Here is a 16,867-nt window from a genome sequence, read left to right as displayed (position 1 = left end):
CGTTGGGGACGGGGAGGGTGGGGACTCGACCGGGTTTTCTCCTTAAGCGCGTCGCATTCATGCGACGCGCTTAACCTCTGTTTTATGCATGTCGTTATCCCAAAACCGCTGCGCACTTTGGGCGACATGCATTGGCGTCCTTAGCGGACGCTGGCGACCGCGTCGGAGCGGCCGTCGTTGATCGTTACCCAAGCGCCCGAATTCTGGCTCGATTGGCGCTTCAGGTAGGTGTAGTCGGTGTTGGTCCAGGACAGCACCCTGGTCTCCAGATTGTCGAGGATGAACTCTCCAAGGCTGGTGCGCACGGTCAGCACCGCATGGCCGTCTCCGTTCGGCTGGCGCGCAACCGTCATCAGCAGGTCGCCGGCCGGTATGCCGATGTTCATCAACGCGCGGCGCTTTTCCAGCGCATAGTCCTCGCAGTCGCCGAAGCCGCTGTTGGGATAGGACCAGACTTCTTCCTTGCCCCACAGTTCCATGTCGGTGCGCGGCGTGATCCTGGTGTTGACCGAATTGTTGATGCTCACGATTTTCGCCCACAGCTTGCGTGTCAGCTCGACCGGTGCCTGCTTAGGCGTGCGCTCATTGCATTCCTGCGGAATCTTCTGGCAGAACTCGTAATGGCCGACCGGCTGTGTGGTGCGGCTGCCAGTGTGCATGAAGGCTGGTCCCGCTGCGTACGCCGTTCCCCAGGCGGTAAGCTGCATCGCCATTGCCAAGAGCAACAGCTTGCCCCTCGTCTTCTTCATCGTCCAGTCTCCCCGTTTGAGGAGACAATGACACGATTGGATTTATTCGACGCAAAGGCTCGAAGTAGATATTAAGTAAAACGCCTGTAGAATAAACGTAAAATTTGAATCATTTCAGTATAAAATTGTTGAGGCATTTTCGCGGAGCTGCATCGGCACGGCGCGACGCCTTGGCGCGGCATCGGTTGGCAAGTCGCGTCGGCCGGTGCGGAACAACGAAAAAACCGGCCGAATGGGCCGGTCTGATTGCGATAATATGTTGTTGTTTGTCAGGTGCCGGATGCGTTGAATTCGGAATCGAGCGTTTCGGGCCGCTGGACGACGGCGAACTCGATGGCGACGCCGTCCTCGAAATGGCGCACGACCTGGCCGCGCATCGTGCCCAGCATGACCTGGATGCCGATTGCCGGCTTGACGTTGATCTCGACCGCGGCGCCCGAAAGCGACAGGTCGATGATGCGGCACTGGTACTGGCGCCCGTCGGCGAGCTGAAGCACGCTGGTCGGATTGCGCGGCGCCACGCGTTCGTGACGGCGGTCTTCCGGCAGATCGAGCTCATGCTTGTTGGCAAGCCAGGTCAATTGCGCGGCAAGCTTGTCCTTCTTGCGTTCCGACGCGATGACCGTCATCGCGAAACCATCCTGCAAGATACGAGTGACGACGCCTTCGATGCGGCCGATGTGATCGATATAGGCGATGACCTTCTCGCCCGGCATGCCGATGCGCTCCGTGCGAAGCGCAACATTGCCCGGCGACATGTCGACCACCTGGCACGGATGTTCGGTGCGATCCTCCAGCATGAAGCGCCCATAGATCTTCACGCGGACGCGCTGAAAGTTACGCCTTTCAGCTTGGGACGGCGCGGTGTCGACCGCCGCTGACCTCATGACTGCCTACACCCCGTCTGGCATTCCGCGCGTTGATGCGAGGAACTTCAGCGGAAAACTACAGCAAAGCAGGTTAACAAAGGGGAAAGCCTGGCACCGTTACTTTAGCGTTCGCGATTATTCCTCGCGCCCGCCGTCGAACACGACCAGATGGCGGATGCGGCGCGCCTGGCCGAGCGCCGAAATCGTCTGGGGCGGATCGAGATCCAACGGGACAAGCGAGGGGACGTCGATGGCCGGCCGGTTCTTGGGGAATATCGGTTCCTTCTCCGGATCGACGATGCGGATCGAATCGATCAAGGCGTCGGTGATCGGATCCGCGCCCAGCCAGAAGGGTTTTTCAGCGGCGCTTATCACACCGAGGCAGCGCGGGTTTTCGACGCCGCCGTCGAGCGGCAGAGCGAGCAGCTCGAACTTGTTGGAACGGTCGCCGCGGCTGAAACCTTCATAAGTGATGAGCACCACGGATTTCTGGTCGAAGACCCCATGGATCAGTTTTGAGACAAGCCGCTGGTCCTTCCCCCGCCACAGCGACGGGAAGGAAAACCCCTTGAGCTCACGGCCATAGACCGCGCAAAGTCTTGTGCCGGCGAGCCGGAACACCGCCTCGCCGCGTGTATCCTTTTCCAGGATGAATGTGTCGGCCAGCAGCGACTTGATGTCGGCTGGCTCGACTTCCGAACGCTTCGGGGCAGGGCGCCCGTCACGCAACCGGTTCCAATAATGGAACAGCGTGATCGATCCGTTCTGGTTCATGCTATGCTGCTCCGCGCAATCTGTCGTCTGATGTCCCATCGGTGAACAGAAGGGCGCCCTCCGAGGACCTACATGCGTTGCGGAGCAGGATGCGTGCCAGCATCGTTAACACTTGTTCACGGGTCGGGGTCGTTAAGGTTAACAAGTGGTTTACGTTGCGCCCCACCCAAGCCCGTGGCACGCTAAAACCACTCCAGAAGCGGTCGTTTCGCAGCGATCGGCAGCACTTCAGTCAAGAGTTTTGGGGAGCGTGGGGGCTCGACCAGCCGTTCAAGGGCAACCTTGGACGGCTTCTTTTTGATTCGCGCCCAAGCGATTCGCGGCGATTCGCCCTTTGTGAATCGGGTGACCGTGATCTACATGCTCGCGAAGGCGAGCGACTGAGTGCAAGGCATATGAGCGAACCAGCAAGCCCATCGGAAATCGAACAGGGCGAGGGCAGACCTATCGGCCGCGAGCCGGTATTCAACATGCCACCCGTTGTGCTGGCGGTGATCGGCATCTGCGTCGCCGTTCACCTGATCCGGTTCTATTGGCTCACCGACGACCAGGATTTCTCGCTGCTGATCCGGACTGCCTTCATCCCGATCCGCTATTCCGGTCGCTTCGACCTCGATTTCTACGCGTTTTCGAGCCCCTTCACCTATGCCTTCCTGCATGGCGGCTTCGCTCATCTAGCCATCAACATGGTGTGGCTGGCGGCTTTCGGCTCGCCACTGGCGAATCGATTCGGCGCGCTTCGTTTCAGTCTGTTCTTCGCGGCGACGGGGCTGGCGGCGGTGGTGCTGTTCTGGGCCGTGCATCCGCTCGGCCAGGCGCCGCTGGTCGGCGCATCGGGAGCGATTTCCGGCATGATGGGGGCCGCCGCCCGCTTTGGCTTCCGCATCGACCGCTCGTCCGGCAAAGCCGCCTTCGCCGGCGCGCCGCTGCCGATGGCGGCGGTGTTCCGCTCGCGCGGCGTTATGACTTTTCTCGCCATCTGGATGTTGATCAATCTCGTCACCGGCCTCGTTGCCTTCGCGCCCGGCATCGACAGCCAGATCGCCTGGGAGGCCCATATTGGCGGTTTTGTCGCCGGCTTCTTCGGCCTGCGCGTTTTCGATCGGCGGCAGCAGGCGGATGAGTCCATGGCCTGAAGCATGTCGCCCAAAAGCATGCCCTCGGTCTTGAACCGAGGGTGCGCAGCGGTTTTGGGACAACGACATGCGATGCGCATTAAGACGCCGCACTTGAAATGCAATCGATCGCGGCGCACGATGTTCACTACAGCGCCGCGCGTCCTCTTGGACGCGCAAAGGACGCTGTAGAAACTTTGATTTGGCGCATGATCTTTTCCGAAAATCGAGGCCGATTTTCGGGGTCATGTGCAGGAGGAAAGCCGGTCAGGGCAGGAACCGGCAAGTAAAACAGAGGAGGACGCCATGACTGTTAAGGCAATTCTCGAGCAGAAAGGCCATGACGTGTTGACGCTCGGGCCGAACGAAAAGCTGAGCGAGGCCATTCGCATCCTGGCCGAGCACAGGATCGGTGCGCTGGTCATCACCAATGGCGATCACAAGATCGTCGGCATTCTTTCCGAGCGCGACGTCGTGCGGGTCCTCGCCAGGGAAGGAGCCGCCGCACTGGACATCGCGGTGCGTTCGGCGATGACGCCCAAGGTGAAGATTTGCAATGAGAACCACACCGTCAACGAGGTCATGGAGATCATGACCAGTGGCCGTTTCCGCCATCTGCCGGTGGAAAAGGACGGCCTGCTCGACGGCATCGTGTCCATAGGCGACGTGGTCAAGCGGCGCATCGAGGATGTCGAGCGCGAGGCAGCCGAGATCAGGGCCTACATCGCGACGGCCTGAATGCGGCGAGAGCGACGGCGGCGGCGAGACTCGGTGCGAAAGCGCCAGCTTCGGCTTTGCGCTTGTCTCTTTTCGTGGTTTGCACTAGCGAATGACTTTCACGTCCGGCGTGGCGGAATTCACGTTCAGATGTGAATCCGCCACCGAAAGTTCGCAGGCCACTATGACCCTCATCGACACCCGCACGCCAGAAGCCAAACGCTTGATATCAGGCGCCACCGGCGACTGGGAAATCATCATCGGCCTCGAGGTCCACGCGCAGGTGACTTCGCAGGCTAAGCTGTTCTCCGGCGCTTCGACGGCTTTCGGCGCGCCGCCGAACGCCAATGTCAGCCTCGTCGATGCGGCGATGCCGGGCATGCTGCCGGTCATCAACGAGGAATGCGTCAAACAGGCGATCCGCACCGGCCTCGGGCTGAAGGCCGAGATCAACCACAAATCGGTCTTCGACCGGAAAAACTATTTTTATCCCGACCTGCCGCAGGGCTACCAGATCTCGCAGTTCAAACAGCCGATCGTTGGCGAGGGCAAGGTGATCGTTTCGGTCGGTCCGGACCGGCAGGGCGAGTTCGAGGACATCGAGGTCGGCATCGAGCGCCTGCACCTGGAGCAGGATGCCGGCAAGTCGATGCACGACCAGCATGCGACCATGTCCTACGTCGATCTCAACCGCTCCGGCGTGGCGCTGATGGAGATCGTCTCCAAGCCCGATATGCGCTCCGCCGACGAGGCCAAGGCCTATGTGACCAAGCTGCGTACCATCGTGCGTTATCTCGGCACTTGCGACGGCAATATGGACGAAGGCTCGCTGCGCGCCGACGTCAACGTCTCGGTGCGCCGGCCCGGCGGCGAATTCGGCACGCGCTGCGAGATCAAGAACGTCAACTCGATCCGCTTCATCGGCCAGGCTATCGACTACGAGGCGCGCCGCCAGATCGCCATTCTGGAGGACGGCGGCAAGATCGACCAGGAAACGCGGCTGTTCGACCCCAACAAGGGCGAGACGCGCTCGATGCGTTCCAAGGAAGAAGCGCATGACTACCGCTATTTCCCGGATCCCGACCTTCTGCCGCTGGAATTCGACCAAGCCTATGTCGATGCGCTGGCAAAGGATCTGCCTGAACTGCCCGACGCCAAGAAGGCACGGCTGATCTCCTCGCTTGGCCTGTCGACCTACGACGCCTCGATCTTGGTATCGGAAAAGGCGGTTGCCGACTATTTCGAGAAGGTGGCCGCTGGTCGCGATGGCAAGCTTGCCGCCAACTGGGTCATCAACGATTTGCTGGGTGCGTTGAACAAGGCCGGCAAGGGTATTGAAAATGCTCCGGTTTCGCCTGATCAGCTCGGCGCGGTCATCGACCTGATCAAAGAGGGCACTATCTCCGGCAAGATCGCCAAGGATCTGTTCGAGGTCGTCTGGAGCGAGGGCGGCGATCCGCGCCAACTGGTCGAAAGCCGCGGCATGAAGCAGGTCACCGACACCGGCGCCATCGAAAAGGCGGTCGACGAGGTGATATCAGCCAATCCCGACAAGGTCGAGCAGGCGCGCGCCAAGCCGACCATGGCCGGCTGGTTCGTCGGCCAGGTGATGAAGGCGACAGGCGGCAAGGCCAACCCCCAAGCGGTCAACGACCTCGTCAAGGCCAAGCTCGGGATCGAATAGGATGATGTTCGTTCGCACCGCCGGCGAGCGCGATCTTGCCGCGGTCCGCGCGTTGCTGGTCGAAACGTGGCACGCCACCTACGACAACATCTATGGTGCTGCCAAAGTCACCGAGATCACAGACGAATGGCATTCGATCGCCTCGCTCAAGGCGCGGCTGACACGGCCGAACTCCGAATTCCTGGTCGCGGACGACGGCAAGCGCATCGGCGGCATGGCTTTCGCGGCAACCACCAAGGATGCGAAGATCGTCATGCTGAACCAGCTCTACGTGCATCCGGCCTGCCAGCGGCAAGGGATCGGCCAGGCGCTGCTGGAGGAGGTCGAGGCCAGCTTTCCGGAGGCGCGGACGCTGCGTGCCGAAGTGGAAGAGGCAAACGCTCCGGCCGTCGCCTTCTACCGCTCGCAAGGGTTTTTGCCCGCCGGCAACACCACCGACTGCGGCGGTGGCTCAGGGCTGCCGGCGCTGATTTTCGAGAAGACGATCGGCTAGACTTGTCTGCCGGACACGTCGCAGTCGGTTGCGTTTCATGGGCAGCGCCGGTCGATTGCGCGCAGCCACGCCGTCAGTGTTGGCCCTTGAGGACGACAAGATAGCCTCGTTCGACGCGAACGCGGAAAGCGATTTGCTCCGATGTCCCAGGGTCCTTGGATTTGTCGATGACATAGCCGCCAGGATGGGAACGAAGCCATTCCTCGGGATTGTCGGTGCTTTCGAACGGCTTCTGCAATCGGGCAAGGAAGCCGACCTCGTCCTGGTAGTCGAAGGCGACAGCCCAATCCGCATTCTTTCGCTCGTCGATAAAGTTGGCCAGCGGCATGAGATCGTCACGTTTGAAAACGGTCGCTGATGCTACGGCATGGCCGATGCCGAAAATGGCAAGCAGGATGAAGGCCGAGTTTCTGAGCCTCGCTAGTGGGATCTCCGCCATGAAATACCCGAACAGGATGGTCGCAAATGGCAGGATCGGCACCACATAGTGAGGCTGCTTGCCGGATATCGCGCTGAAGACCAGTAAAACCGCGACGAACGAGAACGACAGCAGGCGCAGCGCGCGCAGGTCTGGCGATCTCGTGTCGATTAGGCCACGTATCCGGGCGCCCAGCCTCAGCCGCCATATTTCGGGTATGAAGATCCACGGTATGAGCATGATCGGCATCAGCACGACGTAGAAATAGAACGGCCGGTGATGGGAGTTGTGCAGATTGCCGGTGACACGCCCTGCCGACTGGTTCCAGACAAGGTCGTAGACGAAGTTGCCTTTAGTCAGGATGGTCGCCGGCACTAGCCACATCGCCACCGGGATCAATGCGGCGAGAATTGCCAGGCCTACCCCAGCGAAGAATTTCGGCGTCGCCAGTCCGGCCTGCCGATCGCGCCAGAATGGATGGAGCAGGATGGGGGCGCCGACATGGATGAGCACCACCGGACCTTTCGTCAAGACACCCAGCCCGATGAATAATCCCGCCAGCACGGCGTGCCAGCGGTTGCCGCTCCTGGCAAAGGCAAGCAACGACAAAAGCGCGGCAAGCACGAAGACCGTCAGCAGCATGTCGAACAGGATCAGGGTCGAATAAATGACGAAGACGATGCTTCCCGCGACCAGCCAGGGGACACGGCCTGCGATGTCGTCGCGTCCGGGAAAGAGGGTTTTTGCCAGACGAGTCGTCAGCCAGATGACGAGCGACGAGGCAACGAAGATAACGAGCATCGCGGCAACCCGGCTTACGCCAAAAATGTCCCAGACCAGATCGATAAGCCAGAACAGCAGCGGCGGCTTTTGCAGATAGGGCGCGAAATTCATCGTCGGAACGAAGATCTTTCCGCTCAGATACATCTCCCAGGTGACGCTGAGATATCGCGTTTCATCGACAGGCAGCAGCGGCCGGAAGGCGACCGCGATGCAGATCAATGCAAGCGCGAACAGATAGGGGAGCAGCCGCTCGACAAATGCTGGTATCAAGATTGAGGATCCGCGCCAGAAATCGTTCTCTTTCCAGCCGAGCATGATGCAGCGCTCCTGGAGCGCGCAGGACCGCACCATGATTTTGGCCGAATTGTAACGGAGCCGGCCTGATGCTGCGGATTTTGGGAATCAGCCATGCATCTTTGTCCCAGAAAAGCGTGGCAACGGTGTCACACCCGATCTTCCGCCGTGGCATCTGTTGCGGCTCAAGTCCCCCACATCGCCGGGCCGAACCGTGTGTCGGACAGGCGCGCTTGAAGCGGGCCACTGTTTTGCAATTCTTGCCTGAATACTTTCTCAGCTGTCGTCCGCAAAACACGCCCGGTAAGAATTCAGCAGTGGCTAACGCTGAGGCAAAAAAGGCATGGTGCGATGCACAAAAATATTGCAATGCACTGCAGATGCCGTAACGTCAGGTTCCTAAATGAACGAGACGGCTTTTTCTAAAAGGCCGCCCACTGCAAAGGATGGAAACTATGACCAAGACCGCCGACAAAACTGCTGAAATCATCGAGAACGCAGAAGTCCCGACCGAGGTAACCGATCAGTTCCGCGCTGTCGCCGAAAAGGGCGTCGAGCAGTCGAAAGAAGCCTTATCGAAATTGGCGACCGGCGCCGAGGCGACCCAGAAGGCTCTCGAGTCATCCATCGAAACAGCCAAGACCGCTAGCAATGAGCTATCGCTGAAGACGATCGCCGCGCTGCGCGCAAATGCTGAGGCCAGCTTTTCTCACCTCGAAGCCCTGGTTGCCGTGAAATCGCCCTCCGAGTTCATCGAACTGCAGACTGCCTTCTTGCGCAAGCAGGTGGAAAAGACCGTCGAGCAGGGCAAGGAGTTTCAGGCGGCGGCTACGAAAGCCGCCGAAGACGTATCCAAGCCGATCAAAGATGTCTACGAGAAGGCGTTGAAGGATCTCAAGGTCGCCTGATTGGCCTAGGCGGAGGGAGCTTCCACATTATCGATCAGCCTGGTCTTGCCCAACCAGGCGGCCGCGAGCAGGCGTCCGGCACGGTCTCGTCGCCACGGGGCGAGCGTCAGGCTCTCGCGCGCCGCGACATAGTCGACTTTGTCGAAGCCAGCCTTGACGAGCGCGCGGCTGGCCTCGGCGGTCGCGCTGCCTTCGTCACTGCCGGCCGCAAGTGCCACTGCTGCCCGGCGCAAAATGACGTTGAGCTGGCGCGCCACCTCGATCTCGGCCTTGCCCAGATAAGCGTTGCGTGACGACATGGCGAGGCCATGCGCGTCGCGTACCGTTGGCGCGCCGATGATGTCCACCGGCAGATCGAGGTCACGGCAGAGCTGCCTGACGACGCAAAGCTGCTGGTAGTCCTTTTCGCCAAAGACGGCACAGTCGGGCAACGCCTGCAGGAAGAGCTTTGCCACGACCGTGGCGACGCCGTCGAAGAAGGTCGGCCGGAAATCCGATTCCAGCCCGGCGGCCGGCCCACCGACCGAGATCCTCGTGGCGAAGCCGGCCGGATACATCTCCGTAACATCAGGGGTGAAGACGAGTTGTGCGCCGGCCTCGGCCAGCCGGTCGAGATCGCGGGCGAGCTGGCGCGGATATTTGTCGAGGTCTTCGCTCGGCGCGAACTGCGTCGGGTTGACGAAGATCGAGACAACGCAGCGATCGGCCTTTTCGAGCGCGATCTCCACCAGCGAGATATGGCCGTCATGCAGCGCTCCCATGGTCGGCACCATGGCAACGCTGAGGCCATCGCGGCGCCAGTCGCGGATCTGCGCGCGAAGGGCGGCGACGCTGTCGACAACGAGAGGCGTGCTCATGCTTTGTTCTTGTCGGCTGCGGCGGAAAAGACGTGGTCTGGGCCCGGAAAAGTTCGGCTTCGCACCTCCGCTGCATAGCTGGACGCCGCATGCGATATGACGCTGCGCAGGTCGGCATATTGCTTGACGAATTTCGGCACGCGATCGACGGTCAGGCCGACCATGTCGTCGATGACCAGGATCTGGCCGTCGCAGTCGCCGCTGGCGCCGATGCCGATGGTTGGAATGGAAATGTGCCGGGTGATGTCGGCAGCGACGGTCTCGACGGTGCCTTCGATGACCACCGAAAACGCGCCGGCCTTTTCGACCGCGTCCGCGTCGCGATAAAGGGCGGCCACATTCTCCTCGGTCCGGCCCTTGATCCTGTAGCCGCCGTCGCTTTCCACCGATTGCGGCTGCAAGCCGATATGTCCCATGACCGGAATGCCGGCAGCGACGATCGCCGCAATCTGCCGGGCAACTGTGACGCCGCCCTCCAGCTTGACCGCCTGGCAACTGGTTTCGCCAACGACCCGCCGAGCCGAGGCGATTGCCTGCGCCGGCGTTGCCTCATAGCTGCCGGCCGGCATGTCGACCACCACGCAGGCCCTGGCTGAACCCCGCATCACCGCTTGTCCATGGGCGATCATCATCTCAAGCGAGGCGCCCAGCGTGGTCTTGTGGCCATGCAGGACCATGGCGACGCTGTCGCCCACCAGAAGGAGGTCGACATGATCGTCGAGCAGGCGCGCGACGGGATAGGTATAGGCGGTGAGGCAGACGATCGGCACGCCGCCCTTGCGCAGGCGAATGGAGCTGGCACTGATCCGCAGCTCGGGGTCGGATGCGTACGGAGCCAAGCTTCATCTCCCTCAAGACCGGTCAACCATGTACCCGCACGGGGCGCGCAGAGCTTTAGGGAGACGAAACAAACTTGGCAAGCATGCGTCCGGCAGGCGCGAAATCGCTATAAGCGTCGTTCTCGATGAGATGCGCAACGAATTGCCCGGTTGGTTGCGAACCTTCGGCTTCTTCGGCGGGTTCACGCGACAAACCTTCATCTAAAATTTAGGGGCGTCCACCATCACCCACGGCGCAATGAAGAAGCCTCTTACGTGGTAATGGTTGTACATGCCTTCGATACCGCTCCCGTTCGTCATTTCGCTTGTTCTGCTCCTTATCCTCGTGCGGATGATCCGGCAGGGACAAGGAAAGCTCGGGCTGTTTCCGCTGCTCGTGGCCGCCTTCGCAATTCAGGCGACTGTGTCAGGATTGAACTGGAACGTCGGTTGGTATCCGGCACGCTTCGTCCAGCCAATCCTCGCCGCTGTCCTGCCCGCGCTTTCCTTCGCCGCCTTCGATCAGCTTCGTCGCAAGAACCTGGCGAAACCCTCAGACCTGTGGCCGCATTTAATGCCGGCGTGCCTCGTCGCGGTTCTCGTCGCCTTCTGGCGTGCACCAATCGACATTGTTCTTTTCGCGATCGATCTCGGATACGGTCTCGCGCTCTTGCGAGTGGCGCGGCAAGGCCCGAGTGCGCTTGCGGCTGTGCGTCTCAGTGACGAGTGGACCGCGCACAAGGCGCTCATCGCGGTCGCGCTTCTTCTCGTTATCACCGCCTTTGTCGATGCAACGGTATCGCTTGATCTCCTTTTTGGTGATGGGCGGCAGGCCCAAATTCTCCTGACCGCTGCGAGCGTTCTGTGGCTGGCGGTCGCCGGTTACGCCGCAACGGTCGCGGACGACACTCGCCCTGACGCGGAACTCAAAGCCACAGAGGAGGGTCTCGCATTCGCCACCTTCGAGCCACAGCCTTCACGCTCTTACGCTTCGCCGGTCAGCGAGGATATTTCCGTGGCGGACGAGGTCGTTATACGCCGGATTGATGCATTGATGGCTGAGCAGCATCTTTATCGCGATCCGGACCTGACGCTGGACCGTGTGGCACGGCGCGCCGGAATACCTGCGCGACAGATTTCCGGGGCGATTAACCGGGTTCATGGCCGCAACGTTTCCCAAGTCGTAAATGAATACCGGGTCAGCGATGCGCAGCGACGGCTGGTCTCGACACGCGATCCGGTGACAGTCGTCATGCTGGAATCGGGTTTTGGCACGAAGTCGAACTTTAACCGCGAGTTCCTGCGCGTCACGGGCATGACACCCAGCGCCTATCGCCGGGTCGGTGGCGAAACGTCTGCGGCGCCCGAAACGCAAAACGGGGCACCTGCCGCCTCGTAATCTTGCACATAGGGGCTGAATTCATCGCGCGAAACGACCTTGATCACGATCTCGGACGTCCAAGATCGCGTTCGAGGGCGAGCCAGCCTGAATTCCGGTCAATCTTGGGGCCTGAACGCTGAAGCTCATTCTTATCGGCAACTATCCGAACTCCGGTACGAGAATTGACAGCGTGACGATGATGACGAGCGCAAGAGGAAAACAATGAAGTTCTTGATGAATGTCTTGGCTATGCTTTGGACCGTCGCGTCTTCGACGTTGGTGGTGCAACAGCCAGCCGTCGCCAGCGACAATGTCGGTGTGCGTCAGATTGCGGCTCTCTCCAAAGAGCGCGGGGTCGATCTCGACGTGACCGTTTGGTACCCGGCATCTTCGGATGGCAAACCGATTATGCTTGGGGAGAGCATGTTTTTTGTGGGAACGCCTGCCATGCTCGATGCCCCAATCTCGGATGGAAAATTTCCTGTCATATTGCTATCCCATGGCGCTGGCCTGGCAGGAAACGCGCAAGCCTTGAGCTGGATTGCGATGCCATTGGCGAAGCAGGGGTTCGTTGTGGCGGCCCCTACCCATCCCGGAAATACAGGCGCAAACCGATCCCCGGTGGAAACGATGAAGCTTTGGCTGAGACCTGCGGATATCACCGAGACCTTGAATGCGATGGACAAAGCCCCTTTTTTCGAAGAGCACCTCGAACATGACAAGGTAGGTACGCTCGGGCTTTCCATGGGCGGAAGCACAGCTTTGGCGATAGCTGGTGCCCGCATCGATGCAAAACGCTTGGCGGGCTATTGCGATACGGACGCGCTCAACCCTTCTCTTTGTGGATGGGTCAGGCAAAGCGGCGTTGATCTTCACGCCATGGATTTGACATCGGCCGGCCGCAACAATGAAGATACGCGTATCAGATTTGCAATGGCGATTGATCCTGCACCCGTTGATGTCTTCGAATTCAACAGCTTTTCGCAGATCTCAATTCCTGTCGAACTCATAAATCTAGGTCAACCAGCGAAAATCCCTCTGACCGCGCAGGCCGCTAAAGTTGCAAAAGCCATCCCAAATGCCACTTATTCCACAATCGGAGATGCGAGCCATTACAGCATGTTTGCCGAATGCAAACCTGGTGCGCCTGAGCTCGCCGAAGCTGAAAAGGTTGGTGATCCGATTTGCATGGATGGCGGAGGCCGCACACGGCGCGAAATCCATACGGAACTGATCAGTATGGTCACCACTGCCTTCAGTCGAGCATTGATGGCAAACCCTTAAACATCGACTGTCCCGTATGCGTCCGCATCGGTAACGGACGTCGGTCTTCTGACAACCATTTGTACGGCACCTCAGGCAAAAGTCTTGCCTTCGCGATGACCTGACGCCATAAGCAGGCAACGGGCGCCCGCCACGAGGATTTGGATGAAAACTTTCCTTCTGCAGTTTTTCACCTGGTGGAACAGCCAGACGCTGGGAACGCGCTTCCACACCTGGCGCCACGGCAAGAAGGTCGGGCAGGACGAGGCTGGCAACATCTACTACGAGGGTGGCGTCGATTCGGAAGGCCGTACCCGCCGCTGGGTCATCTATCGCGACTATTCGGAAGCCTCGATGATTCCGCCCGGCTGGCATGGCTGGATGCATCACCGCGTCGATGTCGCGCCGCCGAGCGAAAACTATAAGCCACGCGACTGGCAGAAGCCGCATCAGCCGAACCTTACCGGAAGCGGCGCCGCCTATCGCCCCAAGGGCTCGGTGCTCACCAATCAGCACCGCCCGCAGGTGACAGGCGATTACGACGCCTGGACGCCGGGTTCGTAACCGCTCGTCAAGGTGAAGATCGGTCCCTTATCGCCACAATTGGCGTTTAGCTGCTTGCTGATCTGACAGCAGCGACTAGCCTTGGGCGCGACAGAATCACCCCGGGCGCAAACCACCGGACCCCTTGCATGAGCATTTTCAGCCGAATCTCGATAGGCGGACTGACGGTGGCCGCCGCCGGTTTTGCCGCTTTTAGCATGGCCGCCGCGCAGACGTTGGAGGTGCCAGCGGATCCGGGGGCGCCGACGGAATTTGAGGCGCCAGTGGACCCGGGGGCGCCGACGGAATTTGAGGCGCCAGTGGACCCGGATGCGCCGATGGAACCGGATGCGACAGTGGAACCGGATGCGACAGTGGCGCCGGCGGCACCGGCGGCACCACAACGCATCACCAATCCCGTCGCCGAATTCGCCGGCATCGACAAGATCACCGGCCGCATCATCACCTTCGATGTCTATATCGACGAGACGGTGCAGTTCGGTGCTTTGCAGGTGACGCCGCGCATCTGCTATTCGCGGCCGCAAACCGAAGAGCCGAAGACCGATTCCTTCGTCGAGGTCGACGAGATCACGCTGGATCGCAAGATCCGCCGCATCTTCACCGGCTGGATGTTTGCCGAAAGTCCCGGCCTCAATGCCGTCGAGCACGCCGTCTACGACGTCTGGCTGAAGGGCTGCAAGCAGAAGTCGGATGTGCCGGCACCCGACGCGGCCAAGACCAACTAGAGCGCTGCGTCCTTTCGGAACTGCCCTGCCAGCCGCGCGTTAGGGCATGTGCGGAGGACGTTCCGATGATGGCCAACAAAGGCGAGCTTCTCGAGCTCGAAAAAGGGTTCTGGACCGGCGACGCAGCCTATTTCAAAGCCAATGCCGACACCAAATGCCTGGTGGCGTTCCCACAGATGGCGCAAACGATGAGCAACGCCGATCTGGCCGAAACCGCGACAGACCCGAACCGCTGGCGCGATCTCGACATTGACCTCAAGGGCATCATCGAGCCGGGCAGCGACATCGTCATGCTGACCTATGAGGCCCACGCCACTCGCGAGAATGGCGAGCCTTATGCGGCGCTGGTCAGCACCGGCTATGTCCATCGCGTCAATGGCTGGAAGATGATGTTCCACGCACAGACGCCGTTGGAAGTCCCGGCGAAAGGCTGATTGGACGGGTCGTCAGGGAAAGTCGGATCGTCAGGGAAAGAAGACCGCTTCGCCCTTCAGCGCGTCAGCCAGCATCTTTTCGTATCTGCCCCTTGGCACGTCGACCGCGCCGAAGCGTTTGAGGTGCTCGGTGGTGAACTGCGTGTCGAGCAGCGCAAAGTGCCGTTGCTTCAGGCGCTCGACCAGGCGCACCAGGCAGACCTTCGACGCGTCCGTTTCCCTGGCGAACATGCTTTCGCCGAAGAACACCCGGCCGAGCGAGACGCCGTAAAGGCCGCCGACCAGCCGACCCTCGCGCCAGGCTTCGACCGAATGGCAATGGCCCATCCGATGAAGTTCGACATAGGCCTCACGGATCGGCGCATTGATCCAGGTCGACCGGCGTTCCTCGCGCCTTTCGGCGCAGCCATCGATGGTCGCTTCGAAGTCGAAATCGAAACGGATGTCGAACAGGTTTTTCCGGATCGCTTTCCTCAGGCTTTTGGGCGCGTGAAAACCATCGAGCGGGATGATGCCGCGCGTCTCCGGCCGTACCCAGAACACTTCGGGATCTGTGGCGCTTTCGGCCATCGGGAAGACGCCCGAGGCGTAGGCCTTGAGCAACAGGTCGGTCGGTATGCGATAGCCTGGCGCGTAGGGACGGGTCATCGCATCATTATATTCTATAAGTTCATGACCTAATCCTCTTTGGCCAGATATTTTTCCAGCCAATGGATGTCATACTCGCCATTGGCGATATCGGCATTGCCGACGAGATCACGAAACAGCGGCAGCGTCGTCTTGATGCCGTCGACGACGAATTCGTCGAGCGCCCGCCGCAGCCGCATCATGCATTCGACACGGTTGCGGCCGTGCACGATCAGCTTGCCGATCAGGCTGTCGTAATAGGGCGGGATCTTGTAGCCGGAATAGACGCCGGAATCGACGCGAATGCCGAGACCGCCCGGCGTGTGGAAATGCGTGATCGTGCCGGGCGAAGGAGTGAAGGTGCGCGGATCCTCGGCATTGATGCGGCATTCGATGGCATGGCCGTTGAACTTGATGTCCTCCTGCCTCACCGAAAGCCCGCCGCCCGAGGCGACACGGATCTGCTCGTGCACGAGGTCGATGCCGGTGATCGCTTCCGTTACCGGATGCTCGACCTGCAGGCGCGTGTTCATCTCGATGAAGTAGAATTCGCCGTTCTCGTAGAGGAATTCGATGGTGCCGGCGCCGGAGTAGCCGAGATCGGCGATAGCCTTGGCGCAGACGCCGCCGATATGAGCGCGCTCCTCGGCATTGAGCGCCGGCGAGGGTGCCTCTTCCCAGACCTTCTGGTGGCGCCGCTGCAGCGAGCAGTCGCGTTCGCCGAAATGCACGCCGCGGCCAGCACCGTCGCCGAACACCTGCACCTCGATGTGGCGCGGCTTCTCGAGATATTTCTCGATGTAGACGGCGTCGTCGCCGAAGGCGGCACCGGCTTCCGAGCGCGCCGTCTGCAGCGCGACCACAAGATCGGCTTCGCTGCGCGCCACCTTCATGCCGCGTCCGCCGCCGCCGGCCGACGCCTTGATGATCACGGGATAGCCGATCTCGGCGGCGATGCGTCTGGCTTCCTTTTCCTCGGTGACCGCGCCGTCGGAGCCGGGCACCACCGGGATGCCAAGACGCTTTGCGGTGCGCTTGGCTTCGATCTTGTCGCCCATGATGCGGATGTGGTCGCCGGACGGGCCGATGAAGGTGATGTTGTGCGCGGCGAGGATATCGGCGAATTTTGCATTCTCCGACAGGAAGCCGTAGCCCGGATGCACGGCGTCGGCGCCGGTGATCTCGCAGGCCGCCACGATCTGGTGGATGTTGAGATAGCTGTCGCGCGACGGCGGCGGGCCGATGCAGACGCTCTCGTCGGCGAGCCGCACATGCATGGCATCGGCGTCGGCGGTCGAATGCACCACCACCGTCTGGATGCCGAGCTCCTTGCAGGCGCGCAGCACCCTCAGAGCGATTTCGCCGCGATTGGCGATGAGGATTTTCTGGAACAT

Annotated in this window: 18 protein-coding genes; 10 read left to right on the top strand and 8 right to left on the bottom strand. The window is 60.7% G+C overall.

The window, feature by feature from the left end; genetic code table 11:
* Positions 1-140: 140 nt before the first annotated feature.
* From EOC93_RS08980 to EOC93_RS08970, 3 genes are all read right to left on the bottom strand, one after another.
* A complete protein-coding gene (locus EOC93_RS08980) occupies positions 141-749 on the bottom strand; it encodes a transglutaminase-like cysteine peptidase (RefSeq protein ID WP_095489503.1) in 609 nt (202 codons plus the stop codon).
* 269 nt (positions 750-1,018) lie between these two features.
* On the bottom strand, positions 1,019-1,636 hold the full coding sequence (locus tag EOC93_RS08975) for a PilZ domain-containing protein (protein ID WP_095489502.1): 618 nt from the start codon (positions 1,634-1,636) through the stop codon (positions 1,019-1,021).
* Between the two features lie 117 nt (positions 1,637-1,753).
* Positions 1,754-2,392: a PAS domain-containing protein gene (locus EOC93_RS08970; protein ID WP_127204417.1), complete on the bottom strand. Its 639-nt coding sequence runs from the start codon at positions 2,390-2,392 to the stop codon at positions 1,754-1,756.
* A gap of 395 nt (positions 2,393-2,787) precedes the next feature.
* On the opposite strand from EOC93_RS08970, the gene EOC93_RS08965 reads away from it, so the two are divergent.
* The 4 genes from EOC93_RS08965 (at position 2,788) to EOC93_RS08950 (ending at position 6,401) form a co-directional block, all read left to right on the top strand.
* Positions 2,788-3,528 carry a rhomboid family intramembrane serine protease gene (locus EOC93_RS08965; protein WP_127204416.1) on the top strand — a complete coding sequence of 247 codons (741 nt, stop codon included), beginning with the start codon at positions 2,788-2,790 and terminating at the stop codon, positions 3,526-3,528.
* Positions 3,529-3,813: 285 nt separating this feature from the next.
* Positions 3,814-4,245: a CBS domain-containing protein gene (locus EOC93_RS08960; RefSeq protein WP_023798170.1), complete on the top strand. Its 432-nt coding sequence runs from the start codon at positions 3,814-3,816 to the stop codon at positions 4,243-4,245.
* Positions 4,246-4,408: 163 nt separating this feature from the next.
* Positions 4,409-5,908 carry an Asp-tRNA(Asn)/Glu-tRNA(Gln) amidotransferase subunit GatB gene (gene gatB / locus EOC93_RS08955; RefSeq protein WP_126106755.1) on the top strand — a complete coding sequence of 500 codons (1,500 nt, stop codon included), beginning with the start codon at positions 4,409-4,411 and terminating at the stop codon, positions 5,906-5,908.
* Positions 5,909-5,912: 4 nt separating this feature from the next.
* On the top strand, positions 5,913-6,401 hold the full coding sequence (locus tag EOC93_RS08950; protein WP_126107510.1) for a GNAT family N-acetyltransferase: 489 nt from the start codon (positions 5,913-5,915) through the stop codon (positions 6,399-6,401).
* Positions 6,402-6,474: 73 nt separating this feature from the next.
* On the opposite strand, the gene EOC93_RS08945 is transcribed toward EOC93_RS08950, so the two are convergent.
* Entirely contained in the window at positions 6,475-7,872 is a 1,398-nt protein-coding gene (locus tag EOC93_RS08945; RefSeq protein ID WP_164759085.1) for a glycosyltransferase family 39 protein, read from the bottom strand.
* Between the two features lie 479 nt (positions 7,873-8,351).
* On the opposite strand from EOC93_RS08945, the gene EOC93_RS08940 reads away from it, so the two are divergent.
* Positions 8,352-8,804: a phasin gene (locus EOC93_RS08940; protein WP_126106753.1), complete on the top strand. Its 453-nt coding sequence runs from the start codon at positions 8,352-8,354 to the stop codon at positions 8,802-8,804.
* Positions 8,805-8,809: 5 nt separating this feature from the next.
* Here the strand turns inward: EOC93_RS08940 and panC are convergent, their stop codons facing one another.
* On the bottom strand, positions 8,810-9,661 hold the full coding sequence (gene panC / locus EOC93_RS08935; protein WP_126106752.1) for a pantoate--beta-alanine ligase: 852 nt from the start codon (positions 9,659-9,661) through the stop codon (positions 8,810-8,812).
* Positions 9,658-10,500 carry a 3-methyl-2-oxobutanoate hydroxymethyltransferase gene (gene panB / locus EOC93_RS08930; protein ID WP_127204415.1) on the bottom strand — a complete coding sequence of 281 codons (843 nt, stop codon included), beginning with the start codon at positions 10,498-10,500 and terminating at the stop codon, positions 9,658-9,660. The genes panC and panB overlap by 4 nt, the downstream gene beginning before the upstream one ends.
* A 403-nt stretch (positions 10,501-10,903) precedes the next feature.
* Between panB and EOC93_RS08925 the strand changes: the two genes are divergently transcribed.
* From EOC93_RS08925 to EOC93_RS08905, 5 genes are all read left to right on the top strand, one after another.
* On the top strand, positions 10,904-11,878 hold the full coding sequence (locus tag EOC93_RS08925; protein ID WP_245461419.1) for an AraC family transcriptional regulator: 975 nt from the start codon (positions 10,904-10,906) through the stop codon (positions 11,876-11,878).
* A 204-nt stretch (positions 11,879-12,082) separates the two neighbouring features.
* Positions 12,083-13,144: a dienelactone hydrolase gene (locus tag EOC93_RS08920; RefSeq protein WP_127204413.1), complete on the top strand. Its 1,062-nt coding sequence runs from the start codon at positions 12,083-12,085 to the stop codon at positions 13,142-13,144.
* A 144-nt stretch (positions 13,145-13,288) separates the two neighbouring features.
* The gene (locus EOC93_RS08915; protein WP_126106749.1) at positions 13,289-13,687 is read left to right on the top strand and encodes an NADH:ubiquinone oxidoreductase subunit NDUFA12; all 399 of its coding nucleotides are present in this window, start codon (positions 13,289-13,291) and stop codon (positions 13,685-13,687) included.
* 317 nt (positions 13,688-14,004) lie between these two features.
* Positions 14,005-14,412, top strand: a complete 408-nt coding sequence (locus EOC93_RS08910; protein ID WP_245461418.1) for a DUF2155 domain-containing protein — start codon at positions 14,005-14,007, stop codon at positions 14,410-14,412.
* 65 nt (positions 14,413-14,477) lie between these two features.
* Positions 14,478-14,846, top strand: a complete 369-nt coding sequence (locus tag EOC93_RS08905; RefSeq protein ID WP_127204412.1) for a hypothetical protein — start codon at positions 14,478-14,480, stop codon at positions 14,844-14,846.
* Positions 14,847-14,876: 30 nt separating this feature from the next.
* On the opposite strand, the gene aat is transcribed toward EOC93_RS08905, so the two are convergent.
* Together aat and accC are read right to left on the bottom strand one after the other, a co-directional pair.
* Positions 14,877-15,494 (bottom strand): leucyl/phenylalanyl-tRNA--protein transferase, encoded by a 618-nt coding sequence (aat, locus tag EOC93_RS08900; protein WP_127204411.1) that lies wholly within the window; start codon positions 15,492-15,494, stop codon positions 14,877-14,879.
* Positions 15,495-15,523: 29 nt separating this feature from the next.
* Complete coding sequence (gene accC / locus EOC93_RS08895) at positions 15,524-16,867, bottom strand: acetyl-CoA carboxylase biotin carboxylase subunit (protein ID WP_127204410.1); 1,344 nt, start codon at positions 16,865-16,867, stop codon at positions 15,524-15,526.

Origin of the sequence: Mesorhizobium sp. M6A.T.Ce.TU.002.03.1.1, assembly GCF_003997275.1 — a bacterium.
Taxonomy (GTDB): domain Bacteria; phylum Pseudomonadota; class Alphaproteobacteria; order Rhizobiales; family Rhizobiaceae; genus Mesorhizobium; species Mesorhizobium mediterraneum.
The sequence above is the reverse complement of the archived record's forward strand: the minus strand, read 5'-3'. Positions and strand labels throughout refer to the sequence as shown.

Bases quoted from the DNA above. Each gene is read 5' to 3' on its own strand.
- EOC93_RS08980 (WP_095489503.1), bottom strand. From the start codon at position 749: ATGAAGAAGACGAGGGGCAAGCTGTTGCTCTTGGCAATGGCGATGCAG.
- EOC93_RS08975 (WP_095489502.1), bottom strand. From the start codon at position 1,636: ATGAGGTCAGCGGCGGTCGACACCGCGCCGTCCCAAGCTGAAAGGCGT.
- EOC93_RS08970 (WP_127204417.1), bottom strand. From the start codon at position 2,392: ATGAACCAGAACGGATCGATCACGCTGTTCCATTATTGGAACCGGTTG.
- EOC93_RS08965 (WP_127204416.1), top strand. From the start codon at position 2,788: ATGAGCGAACCAGCAAGCCCATCGGAAATCGAACAGGGCGAGGGCAGA.
- EOC93_RS08960 (WP_023798170.1), top strand. From the start codon at position 3,814: ATGACTGTTAAGGCAATTCTCGAGCAGAAAGGCCATGACGTGTTGACG.
- gatB (WP_126106755.1), top strand. From the start codon at position 4,409: ATGACCCTCATCGACACCCGCACGCCAGAAGCCAAACGCTTGATATCA.
- EOC93_RS08950 (WP_126107510.1), top strand. From the start codon at position 5,913: ATGTTCGTTCGCACCGCCGGCGAGCGCGATCTTGCCGCGGTCCGCGCG.
- EOC93_RS08940 (WP_126106753.1), top strand. From the start codon at position 8,352: ATGACCAAGACCGCCGACAAAACTGCTGAAATCATCGAGAACGCAGAA.
- panC (WP_126106752.1), bottom strand. From the start codon at position 9,661: ATGAGCACGCCTCTCGTTGTCGACAGCGTCGCCGCCCTTCGCGCGCAG.
- EOC93_RS08920 (WP_127204413.1), top strand. From the start codon at position 12,083: ATGAAGTTCTTGATGAATGTCTTGGCTATGCTTTGGACCGTCGCGTCT.
- EOC93_RS08915 (WP_126106749.1), top strand. From the start codon at position 13,289: ATGAAAACTTTCCTTCTGCAGTTTTTCACCTGGTGGAACAGCCAGACG.
- EOC93_RS08910 (WP_245461418.1), top strand. From the start codon at position 14,005: ATGGAACCGGATGCGACAGTGGAACCGGATGCGACAGTGGCGCCGGCG.
- EOC93_RS08905 (WP_127204412.1), top strand. From the start codon at position 14,478: ATGATGGCCAACAAAGGCGAGCTTCTCGAGCTCGAAAAAGGGTTCTGG.
- aat (WP_127204411.1), bottom strand. From the start codon at position 15,494: ATGACCCGTCCCTACGCGCCAGGCTATCGCATACCGACCGACCTGTTG.
- accC (WP_127204410.1), bottom strand. From the start codon at position 16,867: ATGTTCCAGAAAATCCTCATCGCCAATCGCGGCGAAATCGCTCTGAGG.